The organism is Agromyces solani (assembly GCF_058349925.1).
Window position 1 is genome coordinate 624,833 of the sequence record NZ_JBYRER010000001.1, and the last position, 26,510, is coordinate 651,342.

Here is a 26,510-nt window from a genome sequence, read left to right on the forward strand (position 1 = left end):
GCCGGGCTCGTGGACGAGGGGCACGGTGCTGTCGTACCAGTGGTACGTGGACGGTGTCGCGGTGTCCGGAGCGACCGGTACAGGCTTCACGCCTCGCGCGGCGGACGTCGGTCTCGGTGTAGGTGTGGCGGTGACCGGTCGACTCGCGGGATACCCGACGGTCACCCTCTCGTCAGCGCGCACCGGCACGGTGGTCGCTGCGGGGACCCCGAGCATCTCGGGCGCGCCGCGCGTCGGGGAGATGCTCGTCGCCGCTCCCGGCAGCTGGTCGGGAGTGACGGACTTCAGGTTCCAGTGGCTCGCGGACGGGATCGCGATCGAGGGTGCCGTCGGGCAGCAGTTGGACGTCCCGGCCGAGGCGCTCGGACGAACGCTGACCGTTCGCGTCACGGGGTCCGGTACGGGGGCCGCTCTGGTCTCGGTCGACTCGGCGCCCACCGCACCGGTCTCGTCAGGGGCCTTCACGCTCGGAACTCCGACGGTGTCGCTCAACGGGACGACGCTCACCGCTGATCCCGGTACGTGGAAGCCGGCCCCGGCGTTCGGGTACCGGTGGTACCGCGACGGTGTGCTCACCGATGACCTCGGCCCCATCGTGGACGTCAGCGGTCGGGACGGGCGATACCGCGTCGAGGTCGTCGCGACGGCGCCGGGTTACTCGACGGCGACCGCGAGCTCGGAGGAGATCGACATCGCGACGCCTCATGAACAGGAGTCGTCCGGCGGCTGAGCCTCCTCAGAACGTGTGCGGGTCTCGCCGCGCGGCATCCCGGTCGAGCGGCCGGCGATTGTTACAGTGGGCGCACCGCGGGGTACGAGGGTGCCCGGAAGGAGCGCGATCATGAGCAGCACGACGCCCGGATCAGAACCGCTCGACGGCGACGCCGTGCCCGAGCCGGTGGACCCCGACGCGACGCCCTCGCCCGATGACGCCGGATCGCCCGACGCCGAGCCCTCCGCAGACGCGACGGCCTCCGCCGACACCGGCGAGGTCGACGCATCCGCCGCGCCCGCACCGGGCGGCGCGGACGTCGTCGACGCGGTCGAGGCGAGCGAGGCGGCTCCCGGCGACGCGACCGACACGACGGGCAGGGATGCCTCGCCGGCGTCGACGCTCGAGGAGCCCGAGCCGATCGGCCCGGCCGACACGAGCGCGCTCGACGCCGCGGTGCAGCGCGCGAACGCCGGCCACGAGGCATCCGCCGCCGATGGCACCGGGCTCGACGGCGTCGACGACGCCGAGGGCGTGCCGCAGCCGGTGCCGGCCGACACCGTCCGGCGGGAGACGTACGTGCCGCCGTCCGCCGCCGCGACGGCGGGAGCCGTCGGCGCGGCGACCCTCGCCCCCGAGCCGGCCGAGGTGTTCGCGCCGCCGGCGCAGACGGTGTACGTGCAGGCGCCGCAGCCCCCGCGGGCGAAGGGCAACCGAGCGTTCGGCGTGCTCGTCGCGCTCATCGGCAGTGCGCTCTTCGCGCTGCTGTACGCCGGTGCCGCGTACCTGCTGCTGATGACGACCCAGGTGGACGTCGACGCCGTCAACGAGGTGTACCTCGAGCGCTTCCTCGCCAAGCCCGTCTACTGGGTGCCGATCGTCGCATTCTTCGTCGGCTTCGCGCTGCTCGCCGCGATCGTCAACCGCGGGCGCTGGTGGGCGTTCGTCGTCTTCGGCGTGCTCGTGGGGGTGCTCGTCTACTTCTCGTACATCGGCGGCGCGCTGCTGACGGTCGAGGCGTGGACGCTCACGTTCGACGAGGCGACGTCGTTCATCTCGCAGCGCTGGCTCGACCCGTTCGCGATCGTCGCGGCCGTGATCGCCCGCGAGATCCCGATCTGGCTCGGCGGCTGGATCGCCGCCCGCGGTCGCACGGTCACCGAGCGCAACCGCCAGGCGCTGGAGGCGTACGACCGCGAACTCGCGGCCGGTCCGCAGGCGCGCGACTGACACGGCCCGGTTCGCGGCCTGTGCACGACGACCGCGCCGTGCGCCGGTCGCCCGGTACGCTCGAAGACCGGGGATGGTGACCCCTCCCCATCGACAGCGCGCCCGCCATCGGGTTGGGTAGCAGCTTGGACCGCCCTGCCACCCTGCCGACCCGAGGAGCGACGTGAGCGTCACGATGCAGATCGACGAGGAGCCGACCCCGGGGCTCGGACCCGACGGGCGCCCCGACCCCGCCTACGCGGCGTCGCTCGGGCTCGTGCCCGCACCGCTCGGGCGTCGCTCGGCGGCGTTCGCCCTCGACGCCGGCATCTGGGCGCTGCTCGCGACGCCGACGGTCATCGGGCTGGTGCTGCTCTCGGGCGCGGTGGCCGGAGCGGGCGGCGACCCGGCGAAGGCCGGTGCCGCGACCGTCGGGCCGCTCATCGCGATCGCCGTCGGACAGGGGCTCACGGCCGTGTTCGGTCTCGTGCAGCTCGTGCTGCACGGTCGGTTCGGCGTGACGGTCGGCAAGGCCGCGGCCGGCATCCGCTCGGTGAGCGTGCGCGACTTCGGTCCGGCCGGCTTCTGGCGCGTCGTGCTGCGCGCGCTCGTGCTCTGGGCGAGTTGGCTCGTGCTGCCCGTCGTCGGTCCCGCGATCATGTTCTCGTCGTCGACCTGGGACGCCGAGCACCGCAACCGCTCGTGGCTCGACAAGGTCGGCCGCTGCTTCGCCGTCGACGCCCGACGCGGACTCGACCCCTTCGACGCGAAGGCGATGCGCTACGCCCGCCGCCGAGCCGCCGCGGGGCCCGAGGCCGAGGCGGAGCGGCTGCCGTCGCTCGCGAGCGACCGACCTCCGGGCGAGGAGTTCCGCATCCCCGCGGAGCGGTCGAGCTCGGGCGTGGTGTCGCCCGGTGCGCCCGGTCCGGGGGAGTGGACGCCGCCGCCGATCGGCACGCCCGCACCGGTCCCCGCGACCCCTGCCGCTCCCGCGGCGTCGGCGACCCCGCCCGCACCCATCCCCGCGCCGGCTGCGGCGCCGGTCGCGCCGCGATCGCCCGTGAGCCCGCCGCCGGGCCTGCTGCCGTCGGCGCCGCCGGCCGCGCCGCCTCGAGTCGAGGCCGTGCCGCAGTCCGCCGCCCGCATCGTGCTCCGGTTCGACGACGGCACCGGCGTCGAGGCATCCGAATTCGGCCTGCTGGGGCGCGCACCCGCCGCCACGGCGGGCAGCCCCGCCCAGCTCGTACCGGTAGCGGACCCGACCAAGCGCATCTCGAAGGTGCACGCGGAGTTCGGCACGAACGCCGACGGGTTCTGGATCGCCGACCGCGGTTCGACGAACGGCACCGAGGTGCGGCTGCCCGGCGAGGCCGCGCGAGACCTGCCCGCAGGGGTGCGCACGCCGCTCCCGGTCGGCTCGGTCGTCGTCGTCGGCGGGCGCAGTTTCACCATCACGAGCGAGCCCGGAAGGTAAGGCATGAAGCTCAAACTCGGACTCCGTAGACAGCAGGGCGCGCCCGTCGACCTGGTCATCACGGCCGATGCGACGGCGACGGTCGGCGACGTCGCCCGGGCTATCGCGACGAACGACCCGACATCCCCGCTCATCGGGGCCGCCCCCGGGGTGACGCTCGCCGTCGCGCCGCCGACCTCCTCCGAGCCCGTCGTGCTCGACCCCCAGGTGCTCATCGGCGACGCCCCGATCGGCTCGGGGTTCAACGCGGCCGTCGTCGCGCACGCGCCCCGCCCGGGCGGCGCGGCGGCCGAGGCCGTCGCGATCATGCGGGTGCACTCGGGGCCGGACGCCGGGCGCGAGTTCGGTCTGCCGCGCGGGGCGACCGTCATCGGCCGCGCCGTCGACGCCGACCTCGTGCTCGCCGACTCGCTCGTCTCGAAGCGCCACGCCCGCATCGAGGTCGACCACTCGATCGAACTCGTCGACCTCAACTCGGCGAACGGGCTGCTCGTCGACGGCGGGCTCGTGCAGCGCGTGCGCGTGATCCCCGGGCAGATGATCACGATCGGCGGCACCGACGTGTCGTTCGACCTCGGCACGAGCGCGGCCGACGCGCCCGACGCCTCGGTGCTGGAGCGCGGCGGCGCGCTCATGTTCAACCGCTCCCCGCGCGTCGAGGTGCGCTACCCCGGCACCGAGCACCGGCACCCGGTGATCCCGTCCGAGGCGGAGCCGCGGCTGTTCCCGTGGCCGATGATCATGGCCCCCGTGCTGCTCGGCTTCGCGATGTACGCGATGACCCAGCGGCCGACGTCGCTCATCATCGTCGTGATGGCGCCGCTCATGATGCTCGGCAACTTCATCGGGCAGCGCACGCAGCAGGGCAAGAAGCTGCGGCTCGAGATCGAGACGTTCGAGACCCAGATCGAGGACCTCGAGGAGAAGCTGCGCGTCGAGACGGTGGTCGAGCGCGAGCGCCGCCACGACGAGGCGCCCGCGGTGGCTCGCGTCTACGAGCAGGCGATGCGACTCGGGCCGCTCCTCTGGACCCGGCGCCCCGAGCACTGGAACTTCCTCGGCCTGCGGCTCGGCGTCGGCCGCGGCCGCAGCCGCAACACGATCGCCGAATCGGGCGACGCGCGCGGCATCGCGCGCTACGCGAAGCAGGTCGACGTGCTGCGCGAGCGGCACGCCCTCATCGACGACGTGCCCCTCATCGAACTGCTGCCGAGCTCGGGTGCGATCGGCATCGCGGGCCCGCGCCACCTCGCCGCCGACGTGCTGCGCGGCCTCGGCGTGCAGCTGTTCGGCCTGCACGCGCCGAACGAGCTCATCACGACGGCGATCGTCGACCCCGCGTGGGCGAAGGAGCTCGAGTGGATGAAGTGGCTGCCCCACACGACGAGCCCGCGGTCGCCGTTCGCGGAGATGGCCCTGGCCGACAGCCAGTCGGCCGGCACGGCGCTCCTCAACGGGCTCGAGGAGTCGATCCTCTCCCGCCTCTCGGGGGCGCCCGGGCGCCGAGGGCCGCTGCGCCTGCCCGACACCTCGATGGAGCGCGGCTCGAAGGTCGGCGAGGAGATCGGCAACGACCGCACCGCCGTCGCCGACCTCGCGCTCGTGCTGATCGCCTCGAACGACGCCCCAGTCGACCGCCCGCGGCTCACGCAGCTCATCGAGCGGGGCGCCGACGTCGGCGTCTACACGATCTTCCTCGCGCCGACGGTCGAGTCGCTGCCGGCCGCGTGCCGCACCTACATCGACGCGAGCGAGGGCCTCGACCGCGCGAAGGTCGGCTACGTGCGCGCGGGCGAGCACTACGAGAACGTCGCGATCGAGGGCGTGTCGAACCAGTACGCCGAGGTGTTCGCGAAGCGGCTCGCGCCGGTCGCCGACTCGAGCTCGGTCACGGCCGACTCGTCCGACCTCCCGCGCAGCGTGTCGTTCCTGAAGCTCATCGGAACCGAGCTCGCCGCACAGCCGCAGGCCGTCGTCGAACGCTGGCGGCAGAACAACTCGGTGCTCGACCGCACGCGCGGGCCGCGCCCCCGGCTGAAGCGGGCCGGCACGCTCAAGGCGTACATCGGCCAGGGCAGCCCCGACGCGATGTCGCTCGACCTGCGCACCCAGGGCCCGCACGCCCTCGTCGGCGGCACGACCGGCTCGGGCAAGAGCGAGTTCCTGCAGGCGTGGGTGCTCGGCATGGCGGCCGAGTACAGCCCCGACCGGGTGACGTTCCTCTTCGTCGACTACAAGGGCGGGTCGGCGTTCGCCGACTGCGTCGAGCTGCCGCACTGCGTCGGCCTCGTCACCGACCTCAGCCCGCACCTCGTGCGCCGGGCGCTCACGTCGCTGCGCGCCGAGCTGCACCACCGCGAACACCTCTTCAACCGCAAGAAGGCGAAGGACCTGCTCGAGCTCGAGAAGCGGCAGGACCCCGAGACGCCGCCCGCACTCGTGCTCGTGATCGACGAGTTCGCCGCGCTCGCGGGCGAGGTGCCCGAGTTCGTCGACGGCGTCGTCGACATCGCCCAGCGCGGCCGCTCGCTCGGCATCCACCTCATCATGGCGACCCAGCGCCCGGCCGGCGTCATCAAGGACAACCTGCGCGCCAACACCAACCTGCGCGTCGCGCTGCGCATGGCCGACGAGTCCGACTCGAACGACGTCGTCGGCGACCCCGTCGCGGGCACGTTCGACCCGTCGATCCCCGGCCGGGGCATCGCGAAGACCGGCCCCGGGCGGTTGGTGCCCTTCCAGTCGGGCTACGCCGGCGGCTGGACGACCGACGTGCCCGAGCAGGCGCAGGTCAAGGTCGCCGAGCTCCGCTTCGGCTCGATCACGCTCTGGGAGTCCGACAACGAGCAGGACTCCGACACGCACGACGACGATCTCGGGCCCAACGACCAGAAGCGCCTCGTCGCGACGCTCGTCTCGGCGGCGGGCGACAGCGCGATCCCCGCGCCCCGCCGGCCGTGGCTCGACGAGCTCGCATCGACGGTCGACCTCGCCGCGCTGCCGCTCGAGGGCGACGTGCGCATCCCGCTCGGCCTCGCAGACATCCCCGAGCGGCAGTTGCAGGAGGCCGTCTACTTCGAGCCCGACACCGACGGGCACCTGCTCGTCTACGGCACGAGCGGTGCGGGCAAGACGACCGTGCTGCGCAGCATGGCGATCGCCGCGGGCGCCCGGCCCGACCGCGGTCGCGTGCACGTCTACGGCCTCGACTTCGGCACGGGGTCGCTTCGATCGATCGAATCGCTGCCGCAGGTCGGCTCCGTCGTCGCGGGCGACGACGCCGAGCGCGTCCAGCGGCTCCTCCGCACCCTCCGCGGCATGCTCGACGACCGTGCGAAGCGCTTCTCCGACGTGAACGCCGCGAACCTCACGGAGTATCGGGCCATCACGGGCCGGGACGAGCCGCGCGTGCTCGTGCTCATCGACGGCTTCGGCACGTTCAAGCAGGAGTGGGAGGGCACATCGGCCCGGGCGCCGTACTACGCCGTCTTCATGCGCATGCTCGGCGAGGGCCGGCCGCTCGGCATCCACGCCGTCGCGACCGCCGACCGGTACGGCGCCGTGCCGACCGCCGTGAGCGCCAACGTGACCCGGCGCGTCGTGCTGCGACTCTCCGACGAGGGGTCGTACTCGATCCTCGGCGCCCCGAAGGACGTGCTCAACGAGCGCAGCGCCCCGGGCCGCGCGATCGTCGACGGCTTCGAGACGCAGATCGCGGTGCTCGGGGGCACGACGAACGTCGCCGAGCAGACCCAGGCGATGGAGGCGTTCGCAGCCGAACTGCGCGCGCGCGGCGCGGTGCAGGCGCCCGAGATCGGGGCGCTGCCGACCGAGCTGCGCCTCGGCGAGCTGCCCGACCGCATCGGCGACCAGCCCGTCATCGGCGTGGCCGACGACGTGCTCGGCCCCAAGGGGTTCGAGCCCATCGGCACCTTCGTCGTCGCCGGGCCGCCGCAGAGCGGCAAGTCGAACGCGCTGCGGGCGCTCGTCACGACGATCGCGCGGTTCGACGCCGAGACCGAGTTCTTCCACTTCGGCGGCCGTCGTGCCGTGCTGCGCGACTTCCGCGAGTGGCGCCGCACGGCCTCGTCGATCGAGGACGCCCGGGCGCTCGCGAAGGAGCTCAAGGAGCTCGTCGTCGACGAGTCGATCACGAAGCGCATCATGATCGTCGTCGAGAACATCACCGAGTTCGGCGACACCGACGCCGAGCGCCCCCTGAAGGAGCTGTTCCAGGCGGTCAACCGCAGCGAGCACTTCCTCGTCGGCGACGGGGACGTCTCGCAGCTCTCGAGCGGCTACGGCCTCGTCGGCGAGCTCAAGGCCGGCCGGCGCGGCATCGCGCTCCGGCCCGAGACGTACGACGGCGACTCGCTGTTCAAGGTGCCCTTCCCGAAGGTCGCCCGGCACGAGTTCCCGCCGGGCCGGGGCATCTTCGTCGAGAACGGCCGGTTCGTCACGGTGCAGCTGCCGCTCGTCGAGGCCTGAGCAGCGGACGGTCCGGGTATGGGGAGTGCTCCCCATTCACCGGGTTTCGGGGAGCGGTTAGTCTCGTGGAGGTCGCCCCGGTTCGGGGTGGCGAGGGTTTCAACGATTGGGGTTGATGATGGCTGATTTCAAGGCGTCGTACGGTGAGATGGAGTCGATGGCGGGCCGTCTCGACACGGGTCGTGAGGAGATCGGCGACGTGCTGCGTCGTCTGAAGGACGATGTCGACCGTCTCCTGGGCGACGACTTCAAGACGCAGCACGCGTCGGGCAAGTTCGGCGAGGGGTACACCGAGCTGACGACGGGCCTGGAGAAGGCGATCGAGGGCATCAGCGACATGGGCGAGTCCCTCCGCAAGATGATGCAGGCGATCAAGGACACCGACCAGGCCCTCGCCGGCAACTAGTCGCACCGCGCCCCGGCACCTGCGGACCATCGCGCCGCCGCCGAGGCATCCCGACCCGACCGCACCGTGGAGGAGTGACCGATGGCAGAACCGGACATCGACCTGGATTTCGACGACCTGACGACGATGACGACCGACCTCGGCGTCTTCGTGAAGGAGTTCGAGGACATCGGCGACAAGACCGATGACGTGCAGGACTCGGTCGGTCGCCCCCACGGGCGCCCCGAGCTGAAGGGCAAGGTCGGCGACTTCGAGTCCGGCTGGGACGGCAATCGCGAGGTCATCCTCGAGGGGCTGACGAACATCCACGACCATCTCAAGGCGATCGTCGACGGCTTCAAGGACACCGACGCCAAGCTCGCCAAGCCGTCCGAGGAGAAGACCGCATGACCTATGGAAACGGATACGGCTACGGCGGCGGGCTGATCTCGCCGAAGGGCGTGCCCGCCCGGGAGCTCGACGGGAAGCCCGAGAAGATCGAGGAGGCCGGCAAGCACTACATCGACATCGGCGCCCGGCTCTCGAAGACCGCCGACGAGCTGAAGAAGCTCGGCGACAGCGAGAAGTACAAGGCGAAGAGCATCGACAAGGTGCGCGAGTCCGCCCGCGAACTGCACGGCGACCTCCGGAAGGTGGGCGAGCGCTACGAGAAGACCGGCCCGGTCCTCGTGACGTACGCCAAGGCGCTGCACACCGCGCGGAACACCACCGTCGACCCGCTCGTCGAGCAGATCATCGCGGCGCACAAGGCCCACGAGGACGCCCTCGAGGCCAAGGAGGCCGCGCAGGACAAGGTCGACGACAACAACACCACGTGGGTCTGGGAGGAAGAAGCCACCGACGCCGAGAAGGCCGCGGCGAAGAACGCCCTCTCGGAGGCCTCGGGCACGGCGACCACGACCGGCAACACGCTCGACAGTCTCTGGGAGTCGTTCGACAGCGGCTTCTCGACCTGGGACACGGCCTACGAGGCCGCCGTCACCGGCATCGAGCAGGCCATCGACGCCTCGGGCATCGACGACACCTGGTGGGAGGACCTGCTCGACGGCATCGCCACCTTCGCGACGATCGTCGCGACCCTCGCCGTCATCGCCGCCCTCGTCATCGGCGGTCCGATCTGGCTGGCGATCGCCGCGGTCGCTGGCCTCGTCGCACTCGTCGCGCACGGCATCATGATGGCCTGCGGCTCCAAACGCGTGAGCTGGACGGACATCGCCTTCGACATCGTCGGCATCCTCCCGTTCCTCGGTGCCTTCGGCAAGGCGCTCAAGGCGGGGCAGGGGTTCGCGGGTGCCTTCCGCGGTGCCTTCGGGTTCGGCAACGCCACCCGCGGCTTCCTCGACGTCGGCCGCAACGCGCTCATCCGCGACCTCCGGACGGTGGTCGGCGCGGGCCGCGGTGCCGGCAACCGGGCGGCACGCGAGGCGGCGGCACCTGGACTGGCCGACGCGTTCCTCGCGGCGAACCGCGGCAGCTGGGCGGCGAACGCCTGGAACGCGCTGCGCGGCGGAGGCTCCATCCTCGACGGCCAGGCGTACACCCTCACACAGCGGCTCGCCTCGGCATGGCCCGGCGCCGGCGTCATGCCCACCGGTGGGCGCGCAGCGGCGTGGGCGAGCCAGTACAACGTCCTGCCGTCGCTGGCGGGCCAGGGACTCAATCTCTGGAACACTGGGTTCGGCGGGTACCAGAGCCTGCAGGGCGTCGGCGTGCCCCTGCCCGACATGCCCGACTTCATCGGCGGAACCATCGACTGGGTGAAGAGCTGGTAGCCGGCGCCGAACGATTCAGGAGGAATGACGAGTGGCCTCGCTGCGCGAGGAGCTGACCGGTGAACGCACCGCGAAGGTCTCCTACACCCTGCTCTGCCCGCCCGGCTGGACGAAGGTGCCGCCGGCGGCCCTGATCGACGACCGGGCGACGGCGTCGGCGATCGAGACGATGAAGGGCGCCGGGCGCCCCGACCTCGTCCTCGAGTTCCGCACGATGCTCAGCCGGCTCAAGGCGGGTCTCCGCGAGCGGGGCGTGTTCGAGGTCTACGTCGCCCCCGAGCGCGAACCCGGGGCTCCCATGCCGGCGATGCTCGCGGTCTCGCCGTTCGTGGTTCCCGCCGGCGTGACCTGGGACGCGGCGCTCGCCCGGCTCGCGAAGAACGCCGTGGTCGAGCCGGCCCCGGCCGAGGTCGAGATGCACCTCATCCGGCGGCGTTCCGACTATCGTGACGAATCGGCGACGGTGCTGACCGACGAGCTCACCTACGTCGTCCCCGTGCCCGGTGGCGACGGGCGCAAGGCGCTCCTCTTCCAGTACTCGGTCCTCTCGGTCGACGACGAGAACTCGGCCGAGATGGCCAAGGGCCTCCTCGTCATCGGCGAGGCGATCATGTCGACGTTCAGATGGGTTCCCGCAGCGTGAGCACCTTCCCGATCTCCTTCGACGCCGACCGCTGGATCCGTGTGCCGACCGACTGGTCGACCGAGCAGTGGGGCGGCGTCGCCGAATGGGCCGACTGGCTCGCCGAAGAACTCACTCGCGACCGGGAGCACGCCGATGTGCTCGCCGGACCGATTCGCGACGAGGCCGCCGCCGTCGCCGAGTTCCCGACCGAGCACGTCAGCGCCCGGTTCTGGCACTATCCCATCGACGGGGCGCCGTCGGGCTGGGTCGACCTCTACGTGGAGCTCCGGGGCGCCGACGGCTCCGATGCGGCGGCCCTCCTCCCCCCGGTCGAGCGATCGTTGATCGAACCGGTCGTCGACGAGATCGCCGGCACCGGATTCGACAGCGCGGTGCGCCGGCTCTCGCTCATCCCGCTGGGGGAGTCGGAGCTCGGCGCCGGCCGCTCCGGCATCATGGCGAAGGGCGAATGGCTCGCCGTCGGCGGCGACTGGGTCGCCTATCTCGTGTCGGTCGACGCCGATCCGCGGGTGATGACCTTGCGGCTGCCCGACATCGACCACCTGCTCGGCGGCATCGATCCCGCCGTGCTCGCCGCGCTTCCGGAGTCGAACGCATGACCGACGCCGGTCTGACCCCCGACGCCGAGGCGGCGGTCGTCACCGCGGTCGAGGCGCTCCCGAGCGACGTCCGCGGCGATGAGGCGTTGCGGGCGGTTCCCCGGCTCGCCTTGCTCGCGACCCATGCCGACGCCGCGGCCGCCTACCCGATCGTCGTGCAGACGGCCGAACGTGCCGAGCTCGAGCGCGTCGGGCCCGTATCCGAGACGGCGCCGAAGCCCGCGAGGAACGACGTCTGGCTGAGCGTCGTCGCCGTGGTGCTCGCGCTCGCGGGTCCGGCCCTGATCCTCGTGGGGCGCACGGGCAGCGCCGCGCTGGACCCGGTGTCGGGCGCGCTGCCGTCGGGGTTGTGCATGGCCGCGGCCCTCGCCCTGTTCGTATGGCTCGAGCCGCGTCGCACCGCGAATCCGCTCTACCACGGGGGCAACTTCGGGGCCCGCATGTTCGTCTTCATCCCGGTGATCTGGGCGGTCGGCATCGTCATGGTGCTCGGCGAGTCCGACGACGTCCTCGCCTCGGGGCCGGCGGTCGTCGGGCTGGTGCTGCAGGTCGCATCGACGGTCGGATGCCTCGTGCTCGCCGTCGCGGCGTTCCACCACGACAAGGAACGGCCCGACTGGGCCGCGGGGCGGGCCGTGCGAGGCGGCGTGCCCGCCGAGGTCGCGGCCGACCCCGAGTTCGTCGCCGGGGTCGAGGGCCGGCTCGAGAGCTGGCGCAGGTCGGTGTACCGGACGAGCACCGGCGAGGAGCGCGCGGCGCTCCTCGCGGCCGAGCTCGAGGCGCTGCGGCTCCTCGAGGCCCGAGGTTCGGTCACGTCCGACGAGCGTCGCGGCGCCGAGCAGCGCGTTCGCGACCGGTCCGACTGGACCTGATCCGCGACTCCCGATCGGGTCCGGGTATGGGGAGTGCTCCCCATTCACCGGGTTTCGGGGAGCGGTTAGTCTCGTGGAGGTCGCCCCGGTTCGGGGTGGCGAGGGTTTCAACGATTGGGGTTGATGATGGCTGATTTCAAGGCGTCGTACGGTGAGATGGAGTCGATGGCGGGCCGTCTCGACACGGGTCGTGAGGAGATCGGCGACGTGCTGCGTCGCCTGAAGGACGATGTCGACCGTCTCCTGGGCGACGACTTCAAGACGCAGCACGCGTCGGGCAAGTTCGGCGAGGGGTACACCGAGCTGACGACGGGCCTGGAGAAGGCGATCGAGGGCATCAGCGACATGGGCGAGTCCCTCCGCAAGATGATGCAGGCGATCAAGGACACCGACCAGGCCCTCGCCGGCAACTAGTCGCACCGCGCGTATCCGAAGGCCGTGCCGCCGCTTCCATCCGGGAGTGCCGGTGCGGCCTTCGGCATTCCGGCGCGAGGCGGCGGATCGGCCGCCGCGGGGTCCGCGGGGTCCGCAGTCGGCCGTGGCGCCCGGCGCATGCGATGCTGGACGGCATGAGACTCGAACTCGATGCGCCGAACGCCTCGTGGGTGCGCGTGCCGGCTCCCGACGGCGACGATGCCGCGACCTGGGCCGACGACGTGGTCGCCGGCTTCCTGCGCCGTCACCCCGACACCACGGCCGAGCGGCTCGATGCCGTGCGCGCCATCGCCGCGCAGGCGCCGTCGCGGCTGCTGCCGGGCGCGTCGATCGGCCTGCTGTACCTGCCCGGCCCGGGCTCCGCGGCGCTCATCGTGAACGTCGGCGTCTCGGACCCGCAGAAGATCGAGGGCTCGCTCGTGCGCGCCGTCCTCGGCGACGCCGAGCTCGAAGGTCGCCCGGCGGTCGACCCGATCGACGTCGACGGTCTCGGATCGGGCATCGTGGTGCGCTGCCGGTTCGCGCCGCAGCCCGGCCTGCGGCCGGCTGCAGGCCTCGCGTACCTCCTGCAGGGCGACCGTGCGACCATTCGCGTCATGGTGAGCCCGGCCCCCGAAGAGCTCGTCGCCCATGCGGCGCCGTCGCTCGACCGGATCGTGCGCTCGTTCCGCCTCGCCGACTGAACGCGGGTCGGCAACCCCGCGAGGCGCACGGCGACCAGGCGTAGCCTCGAGAGATGGCCGATGATGAGCTCCGCACCCGCAACGCCTGGGTCGTTGCGAGCTTCGCCGCGGCGCTCGATCTCGCGCTCGTCGTCTGCGGATTCGGCTTCGTCAGCCTGCTGCTCGACCTCGAGGTGGTCGGCGATCCCGCGGTCGGCACCCTCGTCGTACCGGCCGCGGTCGCCGCATCCGTTGCGGCCGTGTTCGTCACGCTCGGCGTCCGCCTGAGGCATCCCGAGCGGACGGCGGTCACCGTGCTGGTCGCCGCAGCGGCGGCCTGGCTCGCGTTCGTCGTGGTGGCCGCCGCCGGGCGGCTGCTGGGCTCGGCGGATGCCGCGGGCGAGAGCCTCGGCTTCGGCCTCCTGCTCGGACTCGGCTGGTTCGGCCTGCTCGTCCCGGCCTGCGCGTTCGTCACGGCCGGGCTCGCCGTGCTCGTGGCGCGCGGCCGCCAGGGCGGCATGGAGCGGCCGCGCTGGCCGTGGGAGCGCGACGACGAGTAGTCGAGCGGGATGCCGCGGCGGCGCTGCGGCGCGCCGGGTTCCCGGCCGAACGCCCGGCGCCCGTGCTCTGCGCAGTATCGTGAACCCGATGGAGGGTTCGGTCGAGGCGCGCGTGAGCCACGAGGTCGACCGCTGGCTGCAATGGCTGCCGCGGTGGCGGCCGGGTACCCATCGCGCCCGGGTGCGACTCTGCCAGCGCTGCTTCGGCTCGCCGATCATCGCGGCGGCCGGGCTCGATGTCGACGTGCCGCACCCCGTGCAGCACGCCTTCTCGATGCGCATGAAGGGCATCATCGACGACGCGGTCGACGACTACACGGCGCGCAACCTGCCGATGCTGCACCGGGAGATCCGCCTCGCGGAGGAGCGCAAGGCGCGCCGTCCGTACCGGGCGGGCGAGGGGCTCGACCCCGAGTACCTCGGTCTCGAGCTCGATCCCGAGCCGGTGCCCGACCAGCCGTTCCTGTTCACCCTCGGCGGCCTCGAGGCCGACACCGCCGCCGAGGCGAACGAGCCCGCACCGCGGCCGTTCACTCCTGAGGAGAAGGAGGCGCTCCGAGAAGAGGTGCGCCTGGCCGACGAGTTCGCCAAGCAGCTCGGCCGCCGCATCTGCGTCGAGCTCGCGCAGCACCGCTACCGGATCGGCAACGCCGTCGAGCGCCTCGTCGAGCCGCAGGTCGCCGACATGCTGGCCGATCTCGATCGCGAGCTCGATGCGCCCGGCTGGGGCGGGTGAGCGCCCGCGGGCGCGGGGCGCGGTGCGCATGAGCGCCGGTCGAGCCTCATTTGACCGCGAGGTTACGCGGCATTACCATTGATCGGGTGTGCGCGTTCACGCGTGCACATTCGGGTGCCCGCGGAGTTCCGCGGCTCACCCCCACGGCATACCCACCACCGAAGGTTCCGCAGTTCTGCGGTGCCGGTGGGTCTGATGTGAAATCCATCATCGCTGTCACCGTGCAGCACAACAAGGAGAAGCAGTGCCAACCATTCAGCAGTTGGTCCGCAAGGGTCGCTCGCCGAAGGTCACCAAGACCAAGGCTCCCGCCCTGAAGGCCAACCCCCAGCAGCGCGGCGTGTGCACGCGTGTGTACACCACCACCCCGAAGAAGCCGAACTCGGCGCTCCGCAAGGTCGCCCGTGTGAAGCTCTCGAACGGCACCGAGGTGACGGCCTACATCCCCGGTGAGGGCCACAACCTGCAGGAGCACTCGATGGTGCTCGTCCGCGGCGGTCGTGTGAAGGACCTCCCGGGTGTCCGCTACAAGATCATCCGCGGCGCCCTCGACACGCAGGCCGTGAAGAACCGCAAGCAGGCTCGTAGCCGCTACGGCGCGAAGATGGAGAAGAAGTAATGCCTCGCAAGGGTCCCGCTCCGAAGCGCCCCGTCGTCGCCGACCCGGTGTACGGCTCGCCGGTCGTCAGCCAGCTCGTCAACAAGATCCTGATCGACGGCAAGAAGGACCTCGCCCAGCGCATCGTCTACGAGGCGCTCGAGAACGTCGCCGCCAAGTCGGGCCAGGACGCGGTCGCCACCCTCAAGAAGGCGCTCGACAACGTGCGCCCCACCCTCGAGGTGCGCTCGCGCCGCGTCGGCGGCTCGACCTACCAGGTCCCCGTCGAGGTCAAGCCCCACCGCGCGAACACCCTGGCGCTCCGCTGGCTCACCAGCTACGCCAAGGCTCGCCGCGAGAAGACCATGACCGAGCGTCTCACCAACGAGATCCTCGACGCCTCGAACGGCCTCGGTGCCGCGGTCAAGCGCCGCGAAGACACGCACAAGATGGCCGAGTCGAACCGCGCGTTCGCCCACTACCGCTGGTAGTCGGGCCGGGTGGATGCCGCGGCGCGAGTCGCGGCATCCGCCCTCCCTCACACTTCCGTTCCTGAACCTTCCGGAGGAACCCCCGTGGCACAAGACGTGCTCACCGACCTGAGCAAGGTCCGCAACATCGGCATCATGGCGCACATCGATGCCGGCAAGACCACCACCACCGAGCGCATCCTGTTCTACACGGGCGTCAACCACAAGCTCGGCGAGACGCACGACGGTGCCTCGACGACCGACTGGATGGAGCAGGAGAAGGAGCGCGGCATCACGATCACGTCTGCCGCCGTGACCTGCTTCTGGAACAAGAACCAGATCAACATCATCGACACCCCCGGCCACGTCGACTTCACGGTCGAGGTCGAGCGCTCGCTCCGCGTGCTCGACGGCGCCGTCGCCGTCTTCGACGGCAAGGAGGGCGTCGAGCCCCAGTCCGAGACGGTGTGGCGCCAGGCCGACAAGTACAACGTCCCGCGCATCTGCTTCGTCAACAAGATGGACAAGCTCGGTGCCGACTTCTACTTCACGGTCGACACGATCGTCTCGCGCCTCGGCGCGAAGCCGCTCGTGCTGCAGCTCCCGATCGGCGCCGAGAACGACTTCATCGGTGTCGTCGACCTGATCGAGATGCGCGCCCTCGTGTGGCCCGGCGACGCCAAGGGCGACGTGACCATGGGTGCGAAGTACGAGGTCCAGGAGATCCCGGCCGACCTCAAGGAGAAGGCCGACGAGTACCGCCACACGCTGCTCGAGACCGTCGCCGAGTCCGACGACGCGCTGCTCGAGAAGTACTTCGGCGGCGAGGAGCTCACGGTCGCCGAGATCAAGGGCGCCATCCGCAAGATGGTCGTCAACTCGGAGATCTACCCCGTGCTCTGCGGCTCGGCGTTCAAGAACCGCGGCGTGCAGCCGATGCTCGACGCGGTCATCGACTACCTCCCGTCGCCGCTCGACGTGCCCGCCATCGAGGGCCGCAACCCGCGCAACGAGGAAGAGATCATCGAGCGTCACCCCGACGCCAACGACCCCTTCGCCGCGCTCGCGTTCAAGGTCGCGGTGCACCCCTTCTTCGGTCGCCTCACCTACGTGCGCGTCTACTCGGGTCACCTCGAGTCGGGTGCCCAGGTCGTCAACTCGACCAAGGGCAAGAAGGAGCGCATCGGCAAGATCTTCCAGATGCACGCCAACAAGGAGAACCCGGTCGACTCGGTCACCGCGGGCAACATCTACGCGGTCATCGGCCTCAAGGACACGACCACGGGTGACACCCTGTGCGACCCCGACAACCAGGTCGTGCTCGAGTCGATGACCTTCCCCGAGCCCGTCATCGAGGTCGCCATCGAGCCGAAGACCAAGGCCGACCAGGAGAAGCTGGGCACCGCGATCCAGAAGCTCGCCGAGGAAGACCCGACGTTCCGCACCGAGCTCAACCAGGAGACCGGCCAGACCGTCATCAAGGGCATGGGCGAGTTGCACCTCGACATCCTCGTGGACCGCATGAAGCGCGAGTTCAAGGTCGAGGCGAACGTCGGCAAGCCGCAGGTCGCCTACCGCGAGACGATCCGTCGCGCGGTCGAGCGCCACGACTACACCCACAAGAAGCAGACGGGTGGCTCCGGCCAGTTCGCGAAGATCCAGTTCGCGCTCGAGCCGCTCGAGGTCGAGGGCGACAAGATCTACGAGTTCTCGAACGAGGTCACGGGCGGTCGCATCCCCCGTGAGTACATCCCCTCGGTCGACGCGGGCTTCCAGGACGCCATGCAGTACGGCATCCTCGCCGGCTTCCCGATGGTGGGCGTCAAGGCCCGTCTCATCGACGGTGCCGCCCACGACGTCGACTCCTCGGAGATGGCGTTCAAGATCGCCGGTTCGATGGGCTTCAAGGAGGCCGCTCGCAAGGCGAACCCCGTTCTGCTCGAACCGCTGATGAGCGTCGAGGTCCGTACTCCCGAGGAGTACATGGGCGACGTCATCGGCGACCTGAACTCGCGCCGCGGCCAGATCCAGTCCATGGAGGACGCCGCCGGTGTGAAGGTCGTGCGTGCGCACGTCCCGCTCTCGGAGATGTTCGGGTACATCGGCGACCTGCGGTCGAAGACCTCGGGCCGCGCCGTGTACTCGATGGAGTTCGAGAGCTACGCGGAGGTCCCGAAGGCTGTCGCCGACGAGATCGTCCAGAAGAACAAGGGCGAATGACCCTCCCCGGCGGGGGCCTTGGCCCACTGCCCGCACGAACCTTCCGGTTCGCGTAACATAACAACACAACCCCCGTAGCACGCCGGTCGCAATCCAGCGCCCGGAGTTCCTACACGAGTCCTGAGGAGGACCCACAGTGGCTAAGGCCAAGTTCGAGCGGACCAAGCCGCACGTCAACATCGGTACGATCGGTCACGTCGACCACGGCAAGACGACGCTCACCGCCGCGATCTCGAAGGTGCTCGCCGACAAGTACCCGTCGGCCACCAACGTGCAGCGCGACTTCGCGTCGATCGACTCGGCTCCCGAAGAGCGTCAGCGCGGCATCACGATCAACATCTCGCACGTCGAGTACGAGACGCCGAAGCGCCACTACGCGCACGTCGACGCCCCGGGTCACGCCGACTACATCAAGAACATGATCACCGGTGCGGCTCAGATGGACGGCGCGATCCTCGTGGTCGCGGCGACCGACGGCCCGATGGCCCAGACCCGCGAGCACGTCCTGCTCGCCAAGCAGGTCGGCGTTCCGTACCTGCTCGTCGCCCTCAACAAGGCCGACATGGTCGAGGACGAGGAGATCCTGGAGCTCGTCGAGCTCGAGGTCTCGGAGCTGCTCGCCAGCCAGGGCTTCGCCGAGGACGCTCCGGTCGTGCGCGTCTCGGGCCTCAAGGCGCTCGAGGGCGACGAGAAGTGGGTCCAGTCGATCCTCGACCTCATGGAGGCCGTCGACAACAACATCCCCGACCCCGTGCGTGACAAGGACAAGCCGTTCCTCATGCCGATCGAGGACGTCTTCACCATCACCGGCCGTGGCACGGTCGTCACGGGTCGCGCCGAGCGCGGCACGCTGAAGATCAACTCCGAGGTCGAGATCGTCGGCATCCGCCCGACGCAGAAGACCACGGTCACCGGTATCGAGATGTTCCACAAGCAGCTCGACGAGGCATGGGCCGGCGAGAACTGCGGTCTCCTGCTCCGCGGCACCAAGCGCGAGGACGTCGAGCGCGGCCAGGTCGTCGTGCAGCCGGGCTCGGTCACCCCCCACACCAACTTCGAGGGCACTGCCTACATCCTCTCGAAGGACGAGGGCGGCCGTCACAACCCGTTCTACGCGAACTACCGTCCGCAGTTCTACTTCCGCACCACCGACGTCACCGGCGTCATCACGCTGCCCGAGGGCACCGAGATGGTCATGCCCGGCGACACCACCGACATGACGGTCGAGCTCATCCAGCCGATCGCCATGGAGGAGGGCCTCGGCTTCGCCATCCGCGAGGGTGGCCGCACCGTCGGCGCCGGTACCGTCACGAAGATCATCAAGTAATCTTCGCGATCGCGACCTGAGGGGTCGGGCTTCCATTCGGAGGCCCGGCCCCTTCGTCGTACGCGGACGGCGGCGCGACGGCATCGGACGCCCAGGGCTGGAGGCCCGGCCCCCGTCGTCGTACGCTGTGGGGAATGGGCGGTTCCCCCACCCTCCTCGCACGATCAGCGGTACGCCCCGAGATCCAGGCTCTGCGGGCGGTGGCCGTCGGCTCGGTCGTGCTCCACCACGGCTGGCCCGCGGTCGCCCCGGCCGGCTACATGGGGGTCGACGTCTTCTTCGTCGTCTCGGGCTTCCTCATCACGGGCCTCCTCATGCGCGAGGCCGAACGGGTCGGCCGCATCTCGCTGCGCGACTTCTACCTGCGCCGTGCGCGACGCATCCTGCCGGCGGCGATGGCGACGCTCGCCGTCGTGTCGGCGCTCACCCTGCTCGTCGTCCCGCAACGCGAGTGGCGCCAATGGTTCCGCGAGATCGTCGCCTCGGCGCTCTACTACGAGAACTGGCAGCTCGCCGTCGATTCCCAGATCCCGCAGCGCGCCGACCTCGAGTCGACGCCGGTGCAGCACTTCTGGTCGCTCTCGGTGGAGGAGCAGTTCTACCTGTTCTGGCCGCTGCTGCTCATCGTGGCGCTGTGGTTCGCCGCCCGACGGCGGGCGGCATCCGTGACGGTGGTGCTCACCCTCCTCGGTGCGGTGACCGTCGCGTCGTTCGTGCACTCGATCGCGCTGACCGCGCAGGATCCGAACCTCGCCTACTTCTCCACGTTCGCGCGGACGTGGGAGTTCGGCATCGGCGGCATCCTCGCCATCGCGAGCCGGGCACCGCTCGAGAGCCTGCCCCGTCTCCGGGCTGCCGTGTCGTGGGCGGGCCTCGTGCTCATCGCCGTGCCGATCGTGACCTTCCGGTCGCCCGAGGTGTTCCCGGGGTTCGTGGTGCTGCTGCCGGTCGCCGGCACCCTCGCGGTCATCTGGGCGGGCATGCCCGAGGTCGCCTGGTCGCCCGCGCGCGTCGCCGGCCTGCGGCCCGTGCAGTGGATGGGCGACGTGTCGTACTCGCTCTACCTCTGGCACTGGCCGATCTTCATGTTCGTGCCGTACCTGACCGGCATGCCGAGCCCGCCGTGGCTCATGGCGATGCTCGTCGTGCTCTCGTTCGTGGTCGCGGGGCTCTCGAAGCGCTACATCGAGGACCCGTTCCGGCACGGCCGCCACGGGCTGCGGCTGCGCCCCGTGTTCCTGCTGTCGGGCCTCGCGGGGCTCGTCGTCGTGATCGTCGGGGCGGGCATCGTCGCCCCGGGCATGGCCGCCGAGCGGCCGGCCGCGTGCGAGCGGGAGTGACGGGGCCCGGGCGGGATCCGCTCAGCGCAGCTCGGTGCCGTCGATGACGGTGTGCACGTCGATCGCGCCCTCGACGCTCCGGCCGACGGTGCACGCGCGCTCGATCGACCGCACCATGATGTCGAGGAGCTTGTCGCGCTCGGCCGGCTCGAGGTCCGAGAGGTCGAGCAGCAGCTCCTCGCCGATGCGCTCGTACCGGTTGGATGCCTCCTCCGACTGCCCGTGCGCCCACACCGTGAGCTCGGCGTCGTCGCCGAGGCGGCGCGACATGGGCCGGTCGACCGAGAGGCCGACGCAGCCGGCGAGGGCGAGCTTCAGGAGCTCGCCGGGGGAGAAGTGCTCGCCCTCGATGTCGAGGCCGCCGATCGCGACGGTCGCGCCGCGGGCGTTGCGGCCGACGTAGCGGCGCGTGCCGATGCGGGTCGCCGAGACGCTGCCCGGACCCTCGTTCGAACTCGGCTGCGGCATGGTCTCGGACATCGGCGTCTCCTCGGTCTCGCGCGTCTCCCTCCATCATGGCGGAGCGCGCGGACGAGGCATCCGGTTCGACGCGGAACCCGCCGGACGGAGCCGCGAAACTGCGGGCTCGCTGGGAGTCGGGCGGGCGCGACACGCCCGGGTTGCACGGACCTGTCGAATGTGGCAAACTCGTTGAGTTCAACATTTCGAACGCGGGCCCTCGTGCGCGCGTTCGAATCACTGTCAGGCAGTGCATAGCCACCCGCCGTTCCCATGGAGCGCAGCCGGGGTCAGGTTAGGCCGCAGGCAGCAGAACACACAACCGACAACCACGCGCCCGGGGCGACCCGTGCGCGTGCGCGCCGGTTGGGGCTCGAAGGTCGAGCGTGTCGAGACCACCGCCCCGGGCGACCGGACGGGTGGTTTCGACAGGCTCGATCACCGGCCTTTGACAGAAGAACAGTGGTGCTTCACACGGAGTGACTACGCGGCGTCCGATGCCCTCGGAAGGGGTAAGACGCCTTGACAGAGAGAGAGTCAGCAATGGCGGGACAGAAGATCCGCATTCGACTGAAGTCGTACGACCACGAGGTCATCGACACCTCGGCGCGCAAGATCGTCGACACGGTGACCCGCGCGGGCGCCACGGTCGTCGGCCCCGTGCCGCTTCCGACGGAGAAGAACGTGGTGTGCGTCATCCGCTCGCCCCACAAGTACAAGGACAGCCGCGAGCACTTCGAGATGCGCACCCACAAGCGTCTCATCGACATCGTGGACCCGACGCCCAAGGCCGTCGACTCGCTCATGCGTCTCGACCTTCCGGCCGACGTCAACATCGAGATCAAGCTCTGAGGTAACAGATGTCTTCCGCTACCAAGAACGTGAAGGGTCTGCTCGGCACCAAGCTCGGCATGACCCAGGTGTGGGATGAGAACAACAAGCTCGTCCCGGTGACGGTCATCGAGATCGCCCCCAACGTGGTCACGCAGATCCGCACCGCCGAGAAGGACGGCTACGAGGCCGTCCAGATCGCCGCCGGCGCCATCGACCCGCGCAAGGTCTCGCAGCCGCTCAAGGGCCACTTCGAGAAGACGGCCGGCACCACGCCCCGTCGCCACGTGACCGAGATCCGCACGGCCGACGCGGCCAGCTACTCGGCCGGCCAGGAGCTGACCGTCGAGGGCACCTTCGAGGCCGGCCAGCTGGTCGACGTCGTCGGCACCTCGAAGGGCAAGGGCTTCGCCGGTGTCATGAAGCGCCACAACTTCAAGGGCGTCTCCGCTTCGCACGGTGCCCACCGCAACCACCGCAAGCCCGGTTCGATCGGTGCTTCGTCGACCCCCAGCCGTGTCTTCAAGGGCATGCGCATGGCCGGTCGCATGGGTGGCGAGCGCGTGACCGTGCTGAACCTCCGCGTGCACGCCGTCGACGCCGAGAAGGGCCTCATGCTCGTCAAGGGCGCGGTTCCCGGTGCTCGCGGCCGTCTCGTTTTCGTCCGCAACGCAGTGAAGGGGGCGTAGTCCATGGCTACCGCCAACACCATCGACGTGCTCGACGCGACCGGCAAGAAGTCCGGCACGGTCGAGCTGCCCGCCGAGCTCTTCGACGTTCAGACGAACGTCCCGCTCATCCACCAGGTCGTCGTCGCCCAGCTCGCCGCCGCGCGCCAGGGCACGCACAAGACCAAGACCCGCGGCGAGGTCTCGGGTTCGGGCCGCAAGCCCTTCAAGCAGAAGGGTACCGGCCGTTCGCGCCAGGGTTCGGTCCGCGCTCCCGAGCACAAGGGCGGTGGCACGGTCCACGGCCCGCAGCCGCGCGACTACTCGCAGCGCACCCCCAAGAAGATGATCGCCGCTGCGCTCCTCGGTGCGCTCAGCGACCGTGCCCGCGGCTCGCGCATCCACGCCGTCGAGGGTTTCGTCGCCGGTGACGTCGCGAAGACGAAGGACGCGGTCGCGCTCCTCGGCAAGATCGCGCCGGCCGGTCGTCACCTCGTGGTCCTCGCCCGTGGCGAGGAGCTCAGCGAGCGTGCGGTCCGCAACATCGAGACCGTGCACGTGCTGCCGGTCGACCAGCTGAACGCCTACGACGTGGTCGTCTCCGACGACATCGTCTTCAGCACCGCCGCGCTCGAGGCCTTCGTGGCCGCGAAGTCGGCGAAGAAGGAAGAGGTCTCGGCATGAGCGCCGCACAGAACAAGGACCCGCGCGACATCATCATCGCGCCGGTCGTCTCGGAGAAGAGCTACGGCCTGATCGACGAGGGCAAGTACACGTTCATCGTGGACCCCCGCTCGAACAAGACCGAGATCAAGCTCGCGATCGAGAAGATCTTCAACGTCCAGGTGGCGTCGATCAACACCCTGAACCGTCAGGGCAAGACCCGCCGCACCCGCTTCGGCATCGGCAAGCGCAAGGACACCAAGCGCGCGATCGTCACCCTCAAGTCCGGCTCGATCGACATCTTCACGGCTGTCGGCTAAGGAGCAGAGGAAGAACTATGGCTATTCGTAAGTACAAGCCCACGACCCCGGGTCGTCGCGGTTCGTCGGTCGCCGACTTCGCGGAGATCACGCGCTCGACGCCCGAGAAGTCGCTGCTCAAGCCGCTGTCGAAGACCGGTGGTCGCAACAACCAGGGCCGCATCACGACCCGTCACATCGGTGGTGGCCACAAGCGCCAGTACCGCGTGATCGACTTCCGTCGCAACGACAAGGACGGCGTGCCCGCCAAGGTCGCTCACATCGAGTACGACCCGAACCGCACCGCCCGCATCGCGCTGATCCACTACATCGACGGCACGAAGCGCTACATCATCGCGCCGAACAAGCTCAAGCAGGGCGACCCGATCGAGGCCGGCCCCAACGCCGACATCAAGCCGGGCAACAACCTGCCGCTGCGCAACATCCCGACCGGTACCGTCGTGCACGCCATCGAGCTCCGCCCCGGCGGCGGCGCGAAGATGGCCCGCTCGGCCGGCGCCTCGGTGCGTCTCGTCGCCAAGGACGGCCCCTACGCGCAGCTCCGTCTGCCCTCGGGCGAGATCCGCAACGTCGACGCGCGCTGCCGCGCGACGATCGGCGAGGTCGGCAACGCCGAGCAGTCGAACATCAACTGGGGCAAGGCCGGCCGCAAGCGCTGGAAGGGCGTCCGCCCGACCGTCCGCGGTGTCGCGATGAACCCGATCGACCACCCGCACGGTGGTGGTGAGGGCAAGACCTCCGGTGGTCGCCACCCGGTCAGCCCGTGGGGTCAGGCCGAGGGTCGCACCCGTCGCCCCAACAAGGAGAGCGACAAGCTCATCGTCCGTCGTCGCACCGTCGGCAAGAAGCGCAAGTAGGAGTAGAAGAAGATGCCGCGCAGTCTCAAGAAGGGCCCCTTCGTCGACGAGCACCTGCTTCGCAAGGTCGCCGTGCAGAACGAAGCCGGTTCGAAGAACGTCATCAAAACGTGGTCGCGTCGCTCGATGATCGTCCCCGCCATGCTGGGTCACACGATCGCCGTGCACGACGGCCGCAAGCACATCCCGGTGTTCGTCACCGAGACCATGGTGGGCCACAAGCTCGGCGAGTTCGCCCCCACCCGCACCTTCCGTGGACACGTGAAGGACGACAAGAAGGGCCGCCGCCGCTAAAGCGGTGGTGTGAAGGAGGAAAGAAATGGTGGAGTCGATCGCACGCGTGCGACACATCCGCGTGACCCCCATGAAGGCCCGCCGCGTCGTCAACCTGATCCGCGGCAAGCAGGCTCAGGAGGCGCTCGCCATCCTGAAGTTCGCCCCGCAGGGTGCGAGCGAGCCCGTGTACAAGCTCGTCGCCTCGGCCATCGCGAACGCTCGCGTCAAGGCCGATGCCACGAACACCTACCTGGACGAGCAGGACCTCTACGTGAAGACGGCATTCGTCGACGAGGGCACGACCCTCAAGCGATTCCAGCCGCGCGCGCAGGGCCGTGCCTTCCGCATCAACAAGCGCACGAGCCACATCACCATCGTGCTCGGCACGCCCGAGGAGGGTACGAAGTAATGGGTCAGAAGGTCAACCCGTACGGCTTCCGTCTCGGCATCACCACCGACCACGTGTCGCGGTGGTTCTCCGACTCGACGAAGCCCGGTCAGCGCTACGCCGACTACCTCGCCGAGGATGTCAAGATCCGTCGCCTGCTCCAGACGTCGCTCGACCGCGCCGGTGTCTCGCGCATCGAGATCGAGCGCACCCGCGACCGCGTCCGCGTGGACATCCACACGGCGCGTCCCGGCATCGTCATCGGTCGCCGCGGCGCCGAGGCCGAGCGCATCCGCGCCGACCTCGAGAAGCTCACCGGCAAGCAGATCCAGCTCAACATCCTCGAGGTGAAGAACCCCGAGGCCGACGCCCAGCTCGTCGCGCAGGGCATCGCCGAGCAGCTCTCGGCTCGTGTGGCGTTCCGCCGCGCGATGCGCAAGGGCCTGCAGGGCGCGCAGCGCGCCGGCGCCAAGGGTGTCCGCATCCAGGTGTCGGGCCGTCTCGGCGGCGCCGAGATGAGCCGCTCGGAGTTCTACCGCGAGGGCCGCGTGCCCCTGCACACGCTCCGCGCGAACATCGACTACGGCTTCTACGAGGCCAAGACCACCTTCGGCCGCATCGGCGTGAAGGTCTGGATCTACAAGGGCGACATCACCAACAAGGAGCTCGCGCGCGAGCAGGCGGCCCAGAAGCCGTCGCGCGACCGCAGCGACCGTCCCCGCCGCGACCGTGCCCCCAAGGCCGAGCCGGCGACCGCAGGAGTTGAGGCGTAAACCATGTTGATTCCCCGTCGAGTCAAGTACCGCAAGCAGCACCACCCCGGCCGCTCGGGCCAGGCCACCGGTGGCACCAAGGTGTCGTTCGGTGAGTTCGGCATCCAGGCGCTCACGCCCGCTTACGTGACCAACCGTCAGATCGAGTCCGCTCGTATCGCCATGACGCGTCACATCAAGCGTGGCGGCAAGGTGTGGATCAACATCTACCCCGACCGTCCGCTCACGAAGAAGCCCGCCGAGACCCGAATGGGTTCCGGTAAGGGTTCGCCCGAGTGGTGGGTCGCCAACGTCAAGCCGGGTCGCGTCCTCTTCGAGGTCTCGGGCGTCTCCGAGGAGCTCGCCCGCGAGGCGATGACCCGTGCCATCCACAAGCTGCCCCTCAAGGCACGCATCATCAAGCGCGAGGAGGGCGACGCATAATGGCCGTCGGAACCAAGGAGCTCAGCCCCGCAGAGCTCGACACCTTTGAAGACGAGCGACTCGTCGACGAGCTGAAGAAGGCCAAGGAAGAGCTGTTCAACCTGCGCTTCCAGTCGGCCACCGGCCAGCTCGAGAGCCACGGCCGCCTGAAGGCCGTCAAGCGCGACATCGCCCGCATCTACACGGTCATCCGTGAGCGCGAGCTCGGCATCCGTGCCACTCCCGCACCGGTCGAGGCGGCTCCCGCCAAGGCCGAGAAGAAGACGAAGAAGGCCAAGGCCGAGGCGGATGCTTCGGCCGAGGCCGCTGAGACGAAGGAGGCCTGA

29 protein-coding genes and 1 pseudogene are annotated in these 26,510 nt (G+C 70.1%); 29 read left to right on the forward strand and 1 reads right to left on the reverse strand.

Features of this window, described 5'->3' with window-relative positions; all coding sequences use genetic code 11:
• The 19 genes and pseudogenes from AC3RJ7_RS02880 to AC3RJ7_RS02970 form a co-directional block, all read left to right on the forward strand.
• A pseudogene (locus AC3RJ7_RS02880) lies at nucleotides 1-730 on the forward strand (hypothetical protein); the annotation flags it as partial.
• A 111-nt stretch (nucleotides 731-841) separates the two neighbouring features.
• Nucleotides 842-1,942, forward strand: a complete 1,101-nt coding sequence (locus AC3RJ7_RS02885; RefSeq protein WP_491454344.1) for a hypothetical protein — start codon at nucleotides 842-844, stop codon at nucleotides 1,940-1,942.
• Nucleotides 1,943-2,105: 163 nt separating this feature from the next.
• Nucleotides 2,106-3,395, forward strand: coding sequence for an RDD family protein (locus AC3RJ7_RS02890; RefSeq protein ID WP_491454345.1), 1,290 nt, complete (start codon nucleotides 2,106-2,108; stop codon nucleotides 3,393-3,395).
• A gap of 3 nt (nucleotides 3,396-3,398) precedes the next feature.
• Entirely contained in the window at nucleotides 3,399-7,883 is a 4,485-nt protein-coding gene (locus AC3RJ7_RS02895; protein ID WP_491454346.1) for a type VII secretion EssC family protein, read from the forward strand.
• A gap of 115 nt (nucleotides 7,884-7,998) precedes the next feature.
• Nucleotides 7,999-8,289, forward strand: a complete 291-nt coding sequence (locus AC3RJ7_RS02900; protein ID WP_491424914.1) for a WXG100 family type VII secretion target — start codon at nucleotides 7,999-8,001, stop codon at nucleotides 8,287-8,289.
• A gap of 81 nt (nucleotides 8,290-8,370) precedes the next feature.
• Entirely contained in the window at nucleotides 8,371-8,679 is a 309-nt protein-coding gene (locus AC3RJ7_RS02905) for a hypothetical protein (RefSeq protein WP_491454347.1), read from the forward strand.
• Nucleotides 8,676-10,061: a hypothetical protein gene (locus AC3RJ7_RS02910; protein WP_491454348.1), complete on the forward strand. Its 1,386-nt coding sequence runs from the start codon at nucleotides 8,676-8,678 to the stop codon at nucleotides 10,059-10,061. The genes AC3RJ7_RS02905 and AC3RJ7_RS02910 overlap by 4 nt, the downstream gene beginning before the upstream one ends.
• A gap of 31 nt (nucleotides 10,062-10,092) precedes the next feature.
• Nucleotides 10,093-10,704 carry a hypothetical protein gene (locus AC3RJ7_RS02915; RefSeq protein ID WP_491454349.1) on the forward strand — a complete coding sequence of 204 codons (612 nt, stop codon included), beginning with the start codon at nucleotides 10,093-10,095 and terminating at the stop codon, nucleotides 10,702-10,704.
• Nucleotides 10,701-11,306, forward strand: a complete 606-nt coding sequence (locus AC3RJ7_RS02920) for a hypothetical protein (RefSeq protein WP_491454350.1) — start codon at nucleotides 10,701-10,703, stop codon at nucleotides 11,304-11,306. The genes AC3RJ7_RS02915 and AC3RJ7_RS02920 overlap by 4 nt, the downstream gene beginning before the upstream one ends.
• Nucleotides 11,303-12,178 (forward strand): hypothetical protein, encoded by an 876-nt coding sequence (locus AC3RJ7_RS02925; protein ID WP_491454351.1) that lies wholly within the window; start codon nucleotides 11,303-11,305, stop codon nucleotides 12,176-12,178. Before AC3RJ7_RS02920 ends, AC3RJ7_RS02925 begins: the two co-directional genes overlap by 4 nt.
• A 123-nt stretch (nucleotides 12,179-12,301) precedes the next feature.
• On the forward strand, nucleotides 12,302-12,592 hold the full coding sequence (locus tag AC3RJ7_RS02930) for a WXG100 family type VII secretion target (protein WP_491424914.1): 291 nt from the start codon (nucleotides 12,302-12,304) through the stop codon (nucleotides 12,590-12,592).
• Nucleotides 12,593-12,747: 155 nt separating this feature from the next.
• Complete coding sequence (locus AC3RJ7_RS02935) at nucleotides 12,748-13,296, forward strand: hypothetical protein (RefSeq protein ID WP_491454352.1); 549 nt, start codon at nucleotides 12,748-12,750, stop codon at nucleotides 13,294-13,296.
• A 53-nt stretch (nucleotides 13,297-13,349) separates the two neighbouring features.
• Complete coding sequence (locus AC3RJ7_RS02940; protein ID WP_491454353.1) at nucleotides 13,350-13,835, forward strand: DUF6121 family protein; 486 nt, start codon at nucleotides 13,350-13,352, stop codon at nucleotides 13,833-13,835.
• 88 nt (nucleotides 13,836-13,923) lie between these two features.
• A complete protein-coding gene (locus AC3RJ7_RS02945; protein WP_491454354.1) occupies nucleotides 13,924-14,571 on the forward strand; it encodes a spermidine/putrescine ABC transporter substrate-binding protein in 648 nt (215 codons plus the stop codon).
• 244 nt (nucleotides 14,572-14,815) lie between these two features.
• The gene (gene rpsL, locus AC3RJ7_RS02950; RefSeq protein ID WP_022889720.1) at nucleotides 14,816-15,190 is read left to right on the forward strand and encodes a 30S ribosomal protein S12; all 375 of its coding nucleotides are present in this window, start codon (nucleotides 14,816-14,818) and stop codon (nucleotides 15,188-15,190) included.
• Nucleotides 15,190-15,660, forward strand: coding sequence for a 30S ribosomal protein S7 (gene rpsG / locus AC3RJ7_RS02955; protein WP_136708465.1), 471 nt, complete (start codon nucleotides 15,190-15,192; stop codon nucleotides 15,658-15,660). The genes rpsL and rpsG overlap by 1 nt, the downstream gene beginning before the upstream one ends.
• Before the next feature lie 84 nt (nucleotides 15,661-15,744).
• The gene (fusA, locus tag AC3RJ7_RS02960) at nucleotides 15,745-17,859 is read left to right on the forward strand and encodes an elongation factor G (RefSeq protein ID WP_491454355.1); all 2,115 of its coding nucleotides are present in this window, start codon (nucleotides 15,745-15,747) and stop codon (nucleotides 17,857-17,859) included.
• 136 nt (nucleotides 17,860-17,995) lie between these two features.
• Nucleotides 17,996-19,186 (forward strand): elongation factor Tu, encoded by a 1,191-nt coding sequence (gene tuf / locus AC3RJ7_RS02965; RefSeq protein ID WP_491454356.1) that lies wholly within the window; start codon nucleotides 17,996-17,998, stop codon nucleotides 19,184-19,186.
• Nucleotides 19,187-19,320: 134 nt separating this feature from the next.
• Nucleotides 19,321-20,526, forward strand: a complete 1,206-nt coding sequence (locus tag AC3RJ7_RS02970) for an acyltransferase family protein (protein ID WP_491454357.1) — start codon at nucleotides 19,321-19,323, stop codon at nucleotides 20,524-20,526.
• 21 nt (nucleotides 20,527-20,547) lie between these two features.
• Here AC3RJ7_RS02970 and AC3RJ7_RS02975 read toward each other — a convergent pair whose 3' ends face one another.
• Nucleotides 20,548-21,006 carry an OsmC family protein gene (locus AC3RJ7_RS02975; RefSeq protein ID WP_491454358.1) on the reverse strand — a complete coding sequence of 153 codons (459 nt, stop codon included), beginning with the start codon at nucleotides 21,004-21,006 and terminating at the stop codon, nucleotides 20,548-20,550.
• Nucleotides 21,007-21,528: 522 nt separating this feature from the next.
• Between AC3RJ7_RS02975 and rpsJ the strand changes: the two genes are divergently transcribed.
• Genes rpsJ through rpmC form a run of 10 tightly spaced genes read left to right on the forward strand, consistent with a single transcriptional unit; the run spans nucleotide 21,529 to nucleotide 26,510 of the window.
• The gene (gene rpsJ, locus AC3RJ7_RS02980; protein WP_017201594.1) at nucleotides 21,529-21,837 is read left to right on the forward strand and encodes a 30S ribosomal protein S10; all 309 of its coding nucleotides are present in this window, start codon (nucleotides 21,529-21,531) and stop codon (nucleotides 21,835-21,837) included.
• An 8-nt stretch (nucleotides 21,838-21,845) separates the two neighbouring features.
• Nucleotides 21,846-22,505, forward strand: coding sequence for a 50S ribosomal protein L3 (rplC, locus tag AC3RJ7_RS02985; protein WP_491454359.1), 660 nt, complete (start codon nucleotides 21,846-21,848; stop codon nucleotides 22,503-22,505).
• 3 nt (nucleotides 22,506-22,508) lie between these two features.
• Nucleotides 22,509-23,168, forward strand: a complete 660-nt coding sequence (rplD, locus tag AC3RJ7_RS02990; RefSeq protein WP_491454360.1) for a 50S ribosomal protein L4 — start codon at nucleotides 22,509-22,511, stop codon at nucleotides 23,166-23,168.
• A complete protein-coding gene (gene rplW / locus AC3RJ7_RS02995) occupies nucleotides 23,165-23,467 on the forward strand; it encodes a 50S ribosomal protein L23 (protein ID WP_148733805.1) in 303 nt (100 codons plus the stop codon). The genes rplD and rplW overlap by 4 nt, the downstream gene beginning before the upstream one ends.
• A gap of 17 nt (nucleotides 23,468-23,484) precedes the next feature.
• Entirely contained in the window at nucleotides 23,485-24,324 is an 840-nt protein-coding gene (rplB, locus tag AC3RJ7_RS03000) for a 50S ribosomal protein L2 (RefSeq protein WP_491426943.1), read from the forward strand.
• Nucleotides 24,325-24,336: 12 nt separating this feature from the next.
• Complete coding sequence (gene rpsS, locus AC3RJ7_RS03005) at nucleotides 24,337-24,618, forward strand: 30S ribosomal protein S19 (protein WP_231430099.1); 282 nt, start codon at nucleotides 24,337-24,339, stop codon at nucleotides 24,616-24,618.
• Between the two features lie 25 nt (nucleotides 24,619-24,643).
• Nucleotides 24,644-25,009 (forward strand): 50S ribosomal protein L22, encoded by a 366-nt coding sequence (gene rplV, locus AC3RJ7_RS03010; RefSeq protein WP_092668524.1) that lies wholly within the window; start codon nucleotides 24,644-24,646, stop codon nucleotides 25,007-25,009.
• Complete coding sequence (gene rpsC, locus AC3RJ7_RS03015) at nucleotides 25,009-25,761, forward strand: 30S ribosomal protein S3 (protein ID WP_244852819.1); 753 nt, start codon at nucleotides 25,009-25,011, stop codon at nucleotides 25,759-25,761. Before rplV ends, rpsC begins: the two co-directional genes overlap by 1 nt.
• A 3-nt stretch (nucleotides 25,762-25,764) precedes the next feature.
• Nucleotides 25,765-26,184, forward strand: coding sequence for a 50S ribosomal protein L16 (gene rplP, locus AC3RJ7_RS03020; RefSeq protein ID WP_149161171.1), 420 nt, complete (start codon nucleotides 25,765-25,767; stop codon nucleotides 26,182-26,184).
• Nucleotides 26,184-26,510: a 50S ribosomal protein L29 gene (gene rpmC / locus AC3RJ7_RS03025; RefSeq protein WP_491426944.1), complete on the forward strand. Its 327-nt coding sequence runs from the start codon at nucleotides 26,184-26,186 to the stop codon at nucleotides 26,508-26,510. The genes rplP and rpmC overlap by 1 nt, the downstream gene beginning before the upstream one ends.